Here is a 12,876-nt window from a genome sequence, read left to right as displayed (position 1 = left end):
TATTTTGCAGCATTCAAAATTGTGTATCCTTGTGCAGTATTTCATATATAGTTTTGGAAGTGGTGTCTTTTATGGAATATCCCAGTAAATCAACTATTTCAACAAGCTCGCTGTCATTTTTGGTCTCTATTTCTACATAGGCAAATGAACAGAATGATTTATCGTTTATGTCTATTTCAATTAAGCTGTCTTTGTATTTATAGCTTTCCCTATATTTGTTTATTGATTGCAGTAATTTTAATCCAAGGGATTCAAAAATCTTTTTACCAGCTTTCCAGTCTGATATTTCTGTTTCATTTTCTTCCATTACTTTATATTTTTTCTGACTTAAAAGTTTTTTTGTAGTCATATAAAAATGATTGGAATTATGTATTAAATCCTCCACTATCCTTATTCGAGCGTAACCTCTGCCTTTTATCAATTTTCTGTCTTCAAAGTCGTATATGTAATTTGTCTGATTTTCCATTTTAACTTTTAAAGCTGCGGCATTGCTCAGCCTCAAGCGTATATTATCGGGTTCTATTTTTATTATTCTTGTTTCACACTCTTTTATATAAGCTCACCTCCTGGTGCTGCAGATTGCTACTATTTGAATTATACCATAAAAATCAATCGTCAAAAATTAATTATATGAAAATTAAGGGCATTATGAGTATAAAAAATCAGGAGACTTTCTTAGATCTATGGAAGGTCTCCCAAATATTCATATATATGTGGTTTTATGCTAGAGAATTTTCCGAACCCAGTACATTTTCTATTTTGTCTTCCACCACTTTTTGTACAGCATCTCTTCCAGCGCCCAGATATTTTCTAGGATCAAAAATTTTTGGGCTGTCACCGAAAGTTTTTCTTACAGCAGCAGTCATGGCCAATCTTAAATCCGTATCCACATTTATTTTGCAGACTGCCATGGAAGAAGCTTTTCTGAGCATATCTACTGGAATTCCCTTGGCACCACTTAAGTCTCCACCATATTTATTGCAGGTTGCCACAGCATTTTGATCTACAGATGAAGCTCCGTGCAGGACTATGGGGAAATTAGGCAGTTTGTTCTGAACTTCCTCCAGTATGTCGAATCTCAACTTAGGTTTGAAATTTGGCGGAAATTTATATGCCCCGTGAGAAGTACCTATGGCTATAGCCAGGGAATCCACGCCTGTTTTATCTACAAAATCAGCTGCCTGATCTGGATCCGTATACGTGTGTTTTGATGCAGATACGTCATCTTCAACTCCTGCAAGAATGCCAAGTTCTGCTTCTACTACCACGCCGTACTCATGGGCGTATTTCACGACTTCTTTAGTTTTTGATATATTTTCTTCATAATCCAAATGCGATCCGTCAAACATCACCGATGTAAAACCTGTTTCCACACATAGTTTTACAGTTTCAAAATCAGGGCCGTGATCCAGATGGAGGGCAAGGTCAATTCCGGTTTCTTCTATGGCGGCATCCACCATGGCTTTTAAGTATTTTGGACCTGCATATTTTAATGCACCTGCGGAGCACTGTAAAATAACAGCAGAATTTTTAGCTTTTGCTCCATTTACCACACCTTGAATTATCTCCATGTTGTTGATGTTGAAAGCACCTATTGAATATTTACCATCGTATGCCTTCTTGAACATATTCTTAGTAGTAACTAATGCCATTTAATATTCCACCTTTCAATAATAAAATATTTTATGTTAAAAAATTATATTTGTTGTTTATTCACCTTATATTATAAACTATTAATTGTTGTTTTTCATAGTGACATTGTAGTCTTTGAAGAAAATTATTTGCAGTATTTAACATAAATCTGCAAAAATTAGAGTAGATTTTGAATATTTAACCGCTGCATTTCAAGTATATGTTCCAGTGAATTCTGTATTATATTTGTAGAGGACAGGGATTCCTCCGAATTTTTATAAAGTATATGGTTCATGAGTTTATAGGATTCATTATTAATATCTTCCATTTCATCATGATCTGAGAAAATAGACAGTTTTGGAGAATATTTTTTCCACTCCGCCATAAAATCCTGAGAACTTTTATAAGCTTCATTCCAGGAGTTTAATTGGATTGACTTTTCTATCTGCATACTTGAATTTTGCAATCTTGTGCATATGGAATTTAGATAATTTATTGAAAATATTATACAAAAAATCATCAGCATAAATATGGAAAAAGATATTATTGTACTTTTCATGTAATCACGTCCTATTCATTTTTTTCTTTTAACTGGCAGTAAAATTTCCCTTTTGAATCCAGCATGGCCACGAGAACGTCTTTTGCAGAAGATATGCTGTTTTTTTTCATCATCTGGTTTAACCAGGTTTCATCTTTTTTTGCTGTAATTAAATTTTTAAAATTTATTTTGCCGTCTAATATGAGGGTTATAGGTAAACCTTCCTGGGCTGGTTTTATCTTTAAATCCTGTTTAGTTGAGGGAGAGAGTTCTGTTTTGGGTATGACAGAAAGCTGGCCGCTGGTCTCAAGTATAGCATATTCTATATCTGACAGATTGAAATATCCCTGCATTCTCAATTCTTCCATTAAATTGTTTATATTAAATTTTTCATCTGTCAGTTTCTTTAAGTCCAATTTGCCTTTATTGATCAATATACTTGGTTTGCCGCTGAAAATAAACCTCATTTTTTCACTCTTAAGCTGCAGAAGTCCCAGTAGAGTTTGAAGGGTCAAAAGAGTTATTATGGGGATTATACCGTGTGTTATAGATATTCTGGTGTCCTGCATGGGAAGAGATGCCAATTCAGATATCATTATTGCCACGGCTAATTCAAAGGGTTCCATTTCTCCTATTTGCTTTTTACCCATAAGTCTCATGGATACTACCACAAGTAAATATAATATAATTGTTCTAATAAGTACTGTAAACATAAAACATCACATCGCCTTTCAGGTTAAATACTTTTAAATTTTTTACTTATTTATATTCTTACATTAATATAAAAAAATATGAGTAAAATGAGAACATTTCCGGGCAAATATGAAGTATAATAATAATGACACTAAATTGAGGGGATGAAGTTATGAATGAACTGGCTACTGACTTGAGGTATAGAAATACCAATACCTTGAGAAGCAGAGAAGAGAATATGTTAAACCTTAAATTGGGATGCAAAAGTATTAAAGTAAAATATAATACAATTTTATATAAAATATTTAAGGACAATTATGAACCGCCGGATATACCTACAGTACTGGCCAAAGTAAATGGAGAATATTTTGAGTTTACAAGTCCGTTAAAGGAATCTGGAAGTTTTGAAATTGTAGATATAAGAGATGCTCTGGGAAACAAAACCTATGTGAGAACTCTTCAATTTGTACTGATTAAGTCTGTATACGATTTGTTCCCTGAATCTAAAGTAACTATAGAGCACTCTTTGAGCAAGGGGATATTTGGAGAAATCCATAAAGATACTCCACTTTTGGAAAAAGATATAAAAAAGATAAAAAACAGGATGAAGGATATAATAAAATTGGACATACCTATAAGAAAGATAAGTATGGACAGGAAAGAAGCTATAGAGATCTTCAAAAGCTATAATATGGAGGATAAGGTCAGGCTTTTAAATCATGTAAATACAGAAGAAGTGAAATTATATGAATTAGATGGAAGATATGATTATTTTTATGGCTCCATGGCTTTTTCCACTGGAGTACTGAAAACATTTGATCTCATGTATTATAAACCTGGATTTATATTGAGGTATCCTGTGGAGTCAGATCCCTATCATCTTCCTGAGTTTGTGGAATATAGGAAATTGAGTAAAATATTTTACGAAACAGAACAGTGGGGAAATATACTGGATGTAGGAGATGTAGGCTCCCTGAATAACAAGGTGGAAAATGGAGAAATTGTAGATATTATAAGAGTGGCAGAAGCTCTTCATGAAAAGAAAATAGCGAATATAGCGGATATGATAAATGACAGAAAAGAGGTAAAAATTGTCTTGATTGCAGGCCCTACTTCTTCGGGAAAAACCACTTTTGCAAAGAGACTGGCAGTTCAGTTAAGAGTAAATGGAATAAAACCTGTTCCTATATCTTTAGATGATTATTTTGTAGATAGAGAGCATACTCCTAGGGATGAGAATGGAAATTATGATTTTGAATCTATATATTCACTGGATTTGGAGCTTTTCAACTATCACCTGGAAGCTCTTATGAGAGGTGAAGAGATTGAAATTCCAGTATTTAATTTTAAAAAAGGAGCCAGGGAGTGGGCTGGCAGAAAAATAAGGATTCCAGATAATGGCGTAATTGTAATTGAGGGCATACATGGTTTAAATGAAGTTCTCACCCAATCTATACCTAGAAAATATAAGTTTAAAATATATATAAGTGCTCTTACTCAGTTGAATGTAGACGATCATAATAGGATAGCAACCACTGATGTGAGAATTATAAGAAGGATGGTGAGAGATTACCTTTTTAGAGGATATAATGGTGAAGATACTTTGAAGATGTGGCCTTCTGTAAAAAGAGGAGAGGAAAAAAATATTTTTGTGTTTCAGGAAAATGCAGATGTTATGTTTAATTCAACGTTGGTATATGAACTCTGTATATTGAAAAACTATGCCCTTGAGCAGCTGGAAAAAATAAAGAGTTCAAGTCCAGTATATTATGAAGCTTTGAGGCTTAAAAGTTTTCTCCACTTTTTTAAAGACGTGGACAAAAAATTTGTTCCATCCAATTCCATTTTACGGGAATTTATAGGAGGAAGCGAATTCGAAGATTAGAAGTTTGATTTTAACAGTTCACCGTTACATGTGAACTGTTAGTTATTTTTAAACTCATGTCCATAATTAGTTGAAAATTATAAGCATAATCAATATAATTATTATTGAAGGAAATGTTTAAATTTAATATATTTTGTCTATGAGGTGAAAAAATTGGATGAAGCCGACTTGAAAAAGTTACTGGAAGATGTTAGAGAGCAGAAAGTGAATGTGGATGAGGGCGTGAAGATATTAAAGGATTTACCCTTTAAGGATCTGGGATATGCTATGATAGACAATCACAGGGAAATAAGGGTTGGATATCCTGAAGTCATATATTGTGCAGGGAAAACCGTGGATCAGGTAAAGGGAATTGTAGAATTTATGCTTACAAAGGGAAACAATATATTGGGAACGAGGGCAGACGAGGAGATGTACAGAGCAGTAAGAGAACTTTGTCCCTATGCAAAATATAACAAGGCGGGCAGAACTATAACCATAAGGAAAAAGGAACAGAAGGAAACGGATTCCTATATTGCAATAGTGACTGCAGGTACATCTGATATTCCTGTGGCAGAAGAGGCATTTGAAACTGCCAGAATATTTGATAATAAGGTAAAAAAGGTCTTTGATGCAGGGGTAGCTGGGATACACAGGCTGTTTAATAAGATGGGCATTATAAGACAGGCAAAAGTAGTTATAGTGATTGCAGGAATGGAGGGGGCACTTGCGAGTGTGGTAGGAGGGCTTGTAGATAAGCCGGTTATTGCGGTGCCTACAAGCGTAGGATATGGAGCAAATTTTGGAGGTATAACAGCGCTTCTTTCCATGCTCAACAGCTGTGCCAGCGGAGTGAGTGTAGTAAATATCGACAATGGTTTTGGAGCAGGTTACCTTGCAAGTATTATAAATAAACTGTAATATGAAATGCTTTTTCATATGTAGACATTTTTCTACATGTTGTGATAAAATTAAAGATAAATCGTGTCTGAATAATTTAGATTTATTAAAATAGTTTTTAAATGTATATTCAAATTTTTATACGGCAAAATTAATTTATGGGAAGTGGGCTAAATATGGATGATTCGGTAATAGCGTATATAGACAAGACAGTTGTGAGGATAAAGGGCGTTAATGTGAAGGGACTCAAGCCTTTTGAACTTGAGAAAAAACTTTCAGAATTTATACAGAGAGGGATAAGGGTGATAGGGGTAACAGGGGAATCCATAGAAATGGATGTTTATAATATAGATCCTGAAGCCATATTAAAAGATGAAAGTGGAATAATAAAGGCAATTTCTACAGTGGAGGGAATTACAGCTACAGAACTTACTAAAATTGATTCCGCAAAAAAGATAGTTGAAGTGAATATAGATAATATTCCCAAAGGGCAGCAGTATGGATGTCAGAAGGAAAGGTGGAATAATATTGATAAATAATGTTGTTATTATACCAACAGGGAATGAAGTTTTAAGCGGAGTTGTAACCGATACAAATAGTCCGGCAATAATGCAGTTGATTTTGGAACAATATCCTGAATGCAGAGTTATACGTTTAAAGCCAGTATCTGATAATGAGGATGAAATAATAGAGCAGCTTGAGGAATGTATTCATGAAAATGTAGATTTGGTAATTTTCATAGGAGGATCCGGAGGAGGGCACAGGTATGTATCTACTTTGGCCAAAGATTTTACTCATAGTGCTATAGAAAAGTATATAAGCGAATACAAGTACAAAGAGATATATGGCAAAAATGGTCATATGTGGTCTAAGCTTGTTGCGGCAAGGCAAGGTAATACGCTGGTAGTAAATGTGCCGGGACCCTATGTAGAGGCTGTTGAAGCAGCTAAGGCCTGTATGAAATGTTTGGCTGAAAACGAAAAAGATTTGAATGTTATAGTTGACAGAATATCCAGTGCAGTTTTATCAAAATACCCTAAAAATTAGATTGGTGTTGATAAGATAATGAAAAGCTTTGAATTTTTGCAAGTAAATGATACATTTATAGATATTATTAACTCGCTGAATGAGGGAGTGAATGTTGTAGATAAACAGGGGGATCTTATTTTTGTCAATGAAATGTCTGCGCAGTACGTAAATTCCACGCCTGAAAACATGGTTGGTGATCATATATCTAAATACTATCCTCAGGCTGCACTGCTGGAAGTAATAGATGAAAAGACTACGGTATTTTATGGAAAAGTAAATCACGCTAATGGAAGAAAGTATATGGTAAAAGCAAAACCTATATTTGTAGATGGGGAATTAGAGGGTGGATTTGCAATATTTTCTGATATTACTGAAATGGAAAATTTAAATGACAAAATAAGATGTCTCAGACACAAGATCTCATTAAAAAGTAAAAAAGATGCATTTTCAAATATTATAGGCTCTGATTCAAGTTTGAGTTCAACTATTGAAAAAGCCAGGAAAACTGTTGGAGCTCTTGGAGGACCGAGGCACTGCATTATAACCGGTGAGTCTGGTACGGGAAAAACCCTTCTGGCAAGATGTATTTACTACTATGCCAAGGAAATAGGAGTAATAAAATCAGATGCCCCCTTTATTGAAATAAATTGTGCTCAGTTTACCAATAAGGATATTGCAGCTATGGAGATATTTGGATGCAGTGAGGGTTCTTTTACTGGTTCAAAAGACAAAAAAGGATTGTTTGAAATGGCAAATGGGGGTATTTTATTTTTGGATGAAGCCCATGCATTAGATAATTATCAGAATCTTCTGCTTAAAGCTATAGAATCGGGAACTATAAGGCGCATTGGAGGAAGCCGTGATATACCTATAAATGTCATAGTAATAGCAGCTTCTACAAAAAATTTAGAAGAAGTACTACTGCCGGAATTATATCAAAGGCTTGGTCAGTATGATTTGTACCTGCCGCCTTTAAGGGAAAGGTCAATTGATGATAAAATTCAAATACTTATTGAATTTATAAATAGATATGAGGCAAATGTTTATGATAAATACAATATAAATTTAAATGTGATGTTTTCAGATGAAGCCAAAAAAATATTGCTGAATGGATATTATCCTAGAAATATAAGACAATTCAGGGACATAGTCAATCAGAGTATAGACTGCGCTGCACCCCTTATAAGCAATGTCAAAGATTCTAATTTGAACATTTTAGTGGATGTACAGCATCTGCCTGTTGATTCCATTTGTACTTCTGAAAATGATAAGAGTAGAAATCCTGATGACAAGTTAAAAAGTGATCCTGAAGTAGTAGATAATATTATTTTGGAATTGAGAAAAAAGGGTCTTGGGCCCAGGAAGATAGCTAAAGTGCTCAATAAAAAAGGTATAGATATCAAGTATTATCAGGTTGCATATAGATTGAAGCAAAAAGGTTCTTAAATGCTGTGTTGTAGGGCTATTGCAAATAAACTCATACAAAAATATTGCATAGAAAATGCACTTTGATTAAGCTTGTTAAACTCTCTCATTGTGCATTTTTGGGTTTTTAGAATATTTCTTTGTGTAAATTTATTATTTTATAACAGTTTTTTGAAATATTAATATTTCTGCAGAGTCAGTATACCTACACATATGCCTCCAATTACAGCCATGATTACTAAAAACAATAACCCTGTTACATAACTGCCGCTTAGGGCGATAAAATACCCCATTATTGATGGAGCAAGAGCAGAACCTCCATTGGCAACTCCATTGGTTATACCGGCACCAGCTCCAACTGCTTTACCTGGTACAATTTGTTGCAGCAAAGACCATATGGCAGTGGAAGCAATTGCCAGTGAACCTATAGCTATTGTTAAAAGTATGGCAGCAATTATGTTGGATTCAGCATACGCTGCGCCAAATATGCAAATTGCCACTATTACCATTGCTAAAAGAGGGAAAGGGGCTCTTCTTCCAACCTTATCTGAAATACGTCCACTTATTATAAGTAATATAGCTCCCAGTATATATGGGGAAGATGACCATGCTCCCATAGATGCCCAGGAAAATCCTCTGGCTGTTTTTAGGTATGAAGGAAGCCATGTCATAGTTCCCCACCATATACAGCATTGGCATGTATAATATATTGTAACGAGCCAAAAATGATAATCCTTTATAAATGATTTTATGCTAGTTTTTATTGTAACATTTCCCTGTTTATTTTCTTCTGCTTCTTCAGCTTTTAATCCAGTTTCAATCCAATCTAATTCTTCCTTGTTTACTTTTTTACTTTGGCTTGGATGATCTGTAGTAAAAAACCATACTAAAAGCAGAGGTATTAAACTTACAACGGCTAACAGGTAAAAAGATGTTTTCCAAGGTGTCCTAGATAAGAGCCAGGTAAAAAAAGGAGTGCCGATTGCAGGACCAATAAATAGACCTAATATCCATATACTATTGGCTTTAGCCCTTTCCTGAGGCGGAAACCAGTTTTTTACAAACTTACTCTGCATTGGCCAGTGTAGACCTTCTCCTAGACCTAATACAACACGTGTTAGAAGCAGTACTCCAAATGCAGTTGCCAGACCTCCTAAAACCATGGAAATTCCCCACATAGCTAATGATAGGCACATTGCTTTTCTGGGACCTATATAATCTCCAACTGGACCGAGTACTGCATTGGATATGCCATAAGCTATTAGAAAGAATGTCATTAATAATCCCTGCTGCAAAGGTTTTCCTGAGATGCCCATGGCATTTAGAAATTGAGGATCAACAATTAGTACAGATACATTAATACGATCTATAAAAGCCACTAAGAGTGTTATAAATAGTATAAAGGCAATAAAGTATCTTTGTCGGGTTTGTTTATGTCCTGAATCCAATGGTTGGTTATTATTGGTTATGGTGTTTGAACCATTCATAAAATATCCTCCTTCAATATTAAAAATATTTTTTTAACCATTCCACAATTAAGGATTGTATTATATGATGTTTGTTTATATATATATGATCTATTCCTTTTAATTTGTGGAAAACTTTTTCACCCTTGTACCTTTTATATAGTTCTTCTGAACCTGAAATTGGTACGGCGCAATCTTCAGTTCCATGTATGATAAGCAGAGGAGTCGAATAAGTATCTGTGACTTCTAAAGGTTTATAATTTCCATGAAGCATGTCTGCAACAAAAATACCATCATCTAACGTAAAAGCTTTATTGAAGAAATTAGAAATCGTTTTTCCTGAAACCGCTTTATCCCACAATTCTTTTCCAAATATACCTTCTGCACTAAATGTTTCAACAGGATGTACTACTGAAGAAAGAGCCATTCGTCCTTTAATTGCATCATCCTTTGGATAGGATAGTGCAATAAGACCTCCTAAACTATGGCCGCATAGTATAATGGGAGAACCAGAAAATTCCGGACTGTTTTTTACCCAACTTACTATGGTATCTAAGTCCTGCTGCCATCCCGATATGGTGGTGTCTTTTGAGAACTCCCCGTAGCTTTCACCTGAACCTGCAAAATCAAAACGTATTGCAATATATCCTGCGGCTTCTATGCCTTTGGCCAGGTTTAATATAAGTTGATTAGGGCCTATTTTATCACCGGTAAAGCCATGGCAAAGGATTACAATAGGTGTTCCATCAGCTTTTTCTCTGTAATTGTGAACCATTACAGACAGTTCCTTTCTACCTTTTACGAAAAAGTGTTTTTTTAAGACGTTTTTCAAATTATTACCCCCTTGTGTAAATTTTAATACTCCATTGTGTAATTTTGACACAATCTTGTGTAATTTTAATACACGCATATTCTTTAGCATATAGTGTGCCAAAAATTTTTATATTTGAAAGTAAGATTTCTGAACGAATTCAAAATAGTGAGTGTTCAGAATAATTTGGCTGAAAGTCAGATTTTTATAAAAGAGTTTTCATGTTAGTTTGTTGTTATAGAGTGTTGTAATTACAACATTTTAATTAGTAAGGTTTTTTGACTTTTAAGATCCTTTTATATTTATAATGGTTATTTTGCTTAATGAATTATATAAAAATGAAAGTGATGAGCAAAATTGATTTGATTGGCATTAAAATTGCTTAAATATAAGGATGTTGAAATGTAATTTCTATTTAGATTTTAGAAGGGGGTTAATGATGAGTAATAATATTATTGAAATTAGATGGCATGGAAGAGGAGGACAAGGTGCTAAAACAGCATCGCTGCTTTTGGCCGAAGCTGCATTTAAAACAGGCAAATATGTTCAGGGATTTCCTGAGTATGGACCGGAGAGAATGGGGGCACCTATAACTGCATATAACAGAGTTAGTGATTTGCCTATTAAAATACACAGCAATATTTACAAACCGGATTATGTAGTAGTAGTAGATGAAACTCTCATGAACAGTGTAAAGGTTACAGCTGGCTTAAAGGATTCCGGTGCGGTAGTGATAAATACATCAAGAAAACCTGAGGAGATAAAGTCATATTTTAATGATTTTAAAGGAGATATATACACTATCGATGCCAGAAAGATTTCTGAGGAAGAACTTGGCAAGAATTTCCCTAATACACCTATGTTAGGGGCTATAGTTAAAATTTCTAAAGTTATGGATGAAGATGATTTCATAAAAAATATGGAAGGTTCCTTCAAACATAAATTTGCCACTAAACCACAGGTAATAAACGGCAATATGGCCGCATTGAAAAGATCTCTAAAGGAGGTACAAAAAATATGAGTGATAAGAATTACTATTCTACAGAATGCAAATGGCAGGATACAACCCCTGGAGGAATAATTATTGATACGGGAAATGCTTGTGAATTTAAAACCGGAGACTGGAGAACTACAAAACCAATATGGAATAGTGAAAAATGTAAAAATTGTTTTTTATGCTGGGCTTTCTGTCCGGACATGTCTATAATAGTTGAAAATGAGAAGATAAAAGGTATTGATTATGACCACTGCAAAGGATGCGGCTTATGTGCTGCCCAATGTAAATTTGATGCCATACAATTGGTTGAGGAATAACTAAGAAAGGGTGATGAATATGGCAAAAAGAGTAAGTTTAAGCGGTAATGAAGCTGTTGCAACCGCAATGAGGCAAATTGAACCGGATGTAGTAGCAGCATATCCTATAACTCCATCTACAGAAGTTCCACAGTATTTTTCCCAATTTGTAAACAATGGACAGGTTAAGACAGAATTTATACCGGTAGAATCAGAGCACAGTGCAATGAGTGCATGTATAGGTGCTTCAGCAGCTGGTGCGAGAGTGATGACTGCAACATCTTCAAATGGACTTGCATATATGTGGGAGCCACTTTATATTGCTGCATCATTGAGAAGACCAATAGTCATGGCAGCAGTTAACAGGGCACTGTCAGGGCCTATTAACATACACAATGATCACAGTGATTCTATGGGTGCGAGAGATTCGGGTTGGCTTCAGATATATAGTGAAAATGTACAAGAAGCATATGACAATTTCATACAGGCAGTTAGAATTTCAGAGAATGCGGATGTAAGACTACCGGTAATGGTATGTTATGATGGGTTTATAACAAGTCACGGGATTGAAAACATGGTGCTTCTTGAAGAAGAAGAAGTGAAAAAATTTGTAGGAGAACACAAGGATGACTATTTCCTTCTTGGGGATACTCCTATTGCACTAGGAACATTTGATGGAAACCAGTATTATTTTGAACACAAAAGGCTTCAGGCTCAAGGAATGATAAATGCAAAAAAAGTTATTCTTGAAATTGCAGCTGAATATGAAAAAATTACAGGAAGAAAGTACAATTTCTTTGAAAAATACAAAATGGATGATGCGGAAATTGCAATAGTTGTCATTGGATCCTCGGCAGGCACTTCAAAAGTAGTAGTAGATGAACTGAGAGAAAAGGGAATAAAGGCAGGACTTATTAAAATCAGGGTATTCAGACCTTTCCCGGCACCTGAAATAGCTGAGGCACTTAAGAATGTGAAAGCACTGGCTGTTTTAGATAAAACGGATTCATTTGCCACTACAGGGGGACCTCTTTTCAAAGAAGTAAGAAGTGCCGTATATGGAATTGGAGACAATAAAGTTGTGAAAAGTTATATTTATGGATTAGGCGGAAGAGATGTAACCGTAGACAGTATTAAGGAAGTTTACGCAGAGCTTCGAGAAGATCTAACTACAGGGAAATATGAAATTTACAACTATCTGGGCGTTAGAGAATAGGAGGAGATA

The 12,876-nt window shown here is 34.8% G+C and carries 14 protein-coding genes; 8 read left to right on the top strand and 6 right to left on the bottom strand.

The genetic code is table 11. The features are described 5' to 3' along the window. Positions 1-13: 13 nt before the first annotated feature. The 4 genes from ACFHWD_RS04660 to ACFHWD_RS04645 form a co-directional block, all read right to left on the bottom strand. A complete protein-coding gene (locus tag ACFHWD_RS04660) occupies positions 14-553 on the bottom strand; it encodes a class IV adenylate cyclase (protein ID WP_378060943.1) in 540 nt (179 codons plus the stop codon). 166 nt (positions 554-719) lie between these two features. Beyond that, positions 720-1,652, bottom strand: a complete 933-nt coding sequence (gene fba / locus ACFHWD_RS04655) for a class II fructose-1,6-bisphosphate aldolase (RefSeq protein ID WP_150356981.1) — start codon at positions 1,650-1,652, stop codon at positions 720-722. Between the two features lie 158 nt (positions 1,653-1,810). Next, positions 1,811-2,191 (bottom strand): DUF4363 family protein, encoded by a 381-nt coding sequence (locus tag ACFHWD_RS04650; RefSeq protein ID WP_179978105.1) that lies wholly within the window; start codon positions 2,189-2,191, stop codon positions 1,811-1,813. A gap of 11 nt (positions 2,192-2,202) precedes the next feature. Beyond that, positions 2,203-2,883, bottom strand: coding sequence for a DUF421 domain-containing protein (locus ACFHWD_RS04645; protein WP_179978104.1), 681 nt, complete (start codon positions 2,881-2,883; stop codon positions 2,203-2,205). Between the two features lie 218 nt (positions 2,884-3,101). Here ACFHWD_RS04645 and ACFHWD_RS04640 point away from each other — a divergent pair, with 218 nt between their 5' ends. The 5 genes from ACFHWD_RS04640 (at position 3,102) to ACFHWD_RS04620 (ending at position 8,102) form a co-directional block, all read left to right on the top strand. After that, entirely contained in the window at positions 3,102-4,748 is a 1,647-nt protein-coding gene (locus ACFHWD_RS04640) for a nucleoside kinase (RefSeq protein WP_179978344.1), read from the top strand. Positions 4,749-4,901: 153 nt separating this feature from the next. Next, complete coding sequence (gene larB / locus ACFHWD_RS04635) at positions 4,902-5,648, top strand: nickel pincer cofactor biosynthesis protein LarB (RefSeq protein WP_378060856.1); 747 nt, start codon at positions 4,902-4,904, stop codon at positions 5,646-5,648. A gap of 155 nt (positions 5,649-5,803) precedes the next feature. Then, entirely contained in the window at positions 5,804-6,166 is a 363-nt protein-coding gene (locus tag ACFHWD_RS04630) for a hypothetical protein (protein ID WP_378060854.1), read from the top strand. Further along, entirely contained in the window at positions 6,156-6,674 is a 519-nt protein-coding gene (locus tag ACFHWD_RS04625) for a molybdopterin-binding protein (RefSeq protein WP_378060852.1), read from the top strand. Before ACFHWD_RS04630 ends, ACFHWD_RS04625 begins: the two co-directional genes overlap by 11 nt. 18 nt (positions 6,675-6,692) lie before the next feature. Further along, on the top strand, positions 6,693-8,102 hold the full coding sequence (locus tag ACFHWD_RS04620) for a sigma 54-interacting transcriptional regulator (RefSeq protein WP_150356987.1): 1,410 nt from the start codon (positions 6,693-6,695) through the stop codon (positions 8,100-8,102). 158 nt (positions 8,103-8,260) lie between these two features. Here ACFHWD_RS04620 and ACFHWD_RS04615 read toward each other — a convergent pair whose 3' ends face one another. Together ACFHWD_RS04615 and ACFHWD_RS04610 are read right to left on the bottom strand one after the other, a co-directional pair. Continuing rightward, positions 8,261-9,568: an MFS transporter gene (locus tag ACFHWD_RS04615; protein WP_378060850.1), complete on the bottom strand. Its 1,308-nt coding sequence runs from the start codon at positions 9,566-9,568 to the stop codon at positions 8,261-8,263. A 19-nt stretch (positions 9,569-9,587) separates the two neighbouring features. Beyond that, entirely contained in the window at positions 9,588-10,379 is a 792-nt protein-coding gene (locus ACFHWD_RS04610) for an alpha/beta hydrolase (RefSeq protein WP_378060848.1), read from the bottom strand. Positions 10,380-10,797: 418 nt separating this feature from the next. Here ACFHWD_RS04610 and ACFHWD_RS04605 point away from each other — a divergent pair, with 418 nt between their 5' ends. The 3 genes from ACFHWD_RS04605 to porA are packed head-to-tail and all read left to right on the top strand — an operon-like array spanning position 10,798 to position 12,867. Beyond that, a complete protein-coding gene (locus tag ACFHWD_RS04605; RefSeq protein ID WP_378060846.1) occupies positions 10,798-11,379 on the top strand; it encodes a 2-oxoacid:acceptor oxidoreductase family protein in 582 nt (193 codons plus the stop codon). After that, entirely contained in the window at positions 11,376-11,672 is a 297-nt protein-coding gene (locus tag ACFHWD_RS04600) for a 4Fe-4S binding protein (RefSeq protein WP_150356991.1), read from the top strand. The genes ACFHWD_RS04605 and ACFHWD_RS04600 overlap by 4 nt, the downstream gene beginning before the upstream one ends. 19 nt (positions 11,673-11,691) lie before the next feature. After that, positions 11,692-12,867, top strand: a complete 1,176-nt coding sequence (gene porA, locus ACFHWD_RS04595; protein WP_179978101.1) for a pyruvate ferredoxin oxidoreductase — start codon at positions 11,692-11,694, stop codon at positions 12,865-12,867. The last annotated feature ends 9 nt before the right edge of the window (positions 12,868-12,876 follow it).

Source organism: Clostridium sp. MT-14, assembly GCF_042436595.1.
Classification (GTDB): Bacteria; Bacillota; Clostridia; order Clostridiales; family Clostridiaceae; genus Clostridium_B; species Clostridium_B aromativorans.
This window is presented reverse-complemented; position numbering and strand designations above follow the sequence as displayed.

Bases quoted from the DNA above. Each gene is read 5' to 3' on its own strand.
- fba (WP_150356981.1), bottom strand. From the start codon at position 1,652: ATGGCATTAGTTACTACTAAGAATATGTTCAAGAAGGCATACGATGGT.
- ACFHWD_RS04650 (WP_179978105.1), bottom strand. From the start codon at position 2,191: ATGAAAAGTACAATAATATCTTTTTCCATATTTATGCTGATGATTTTT.
- ACFHWD_RS04645 (WP_179978104.1), bottom strand. From the start codon at position 2,883: ATGTTTACAGTACTTATTAGAACAATTATATTATATTTACTTGTGGTA.
- ACFHWD_RS04640 (WP_179978344.1), top strand. From the start codon at position 3,102: ATGTTAAACCTTAAATTGGGATGCAAAAGTATTAAAGTAAAATATAAT.
- ACFHWD_RS04630 (WP_378060854.1), top strand. From the start codon at position 5,804: ATGGATGATTCGGTAATAGCGTATATAGACAAGACAGTTGTGAGGATA.
- ACFHWD_RS04620 (WP_150356987.1), top strand. From the start codon at position 6,693: ATGAAAAGCTTTGAATTTTTGCAAGTAAATGATACATTTATAGATATT.
- ACFHWD_RS04615 (WP_378060850.1), bottom strand. From the start codon at position 9,568: ATGAATGGTTCAAACACCATAACCAATAATAACCAACCATTGGATTCA.
- ACFHWD_RS04605 (WP_378060846.1), top strand. From the start codon at position 10,798: ATGAGTAATAATATTATTGAAATTAGATGGCATGGAAGAGGAGGACAA.
- ACFHWD_RS04600 (WP_150356991.1), top strand. From the start codon at position 11,376: ATGAGTGATAAGAATTACTATTCTACAGAATGCAAATGGCAGGATACA.
- porA (WP_179978101.1), top strand. From the start codon at position 11,692: ATGGCAAAAAGAGTAAGTTTAAGCGGTAATGAAGCTGTTGCAACCGCA.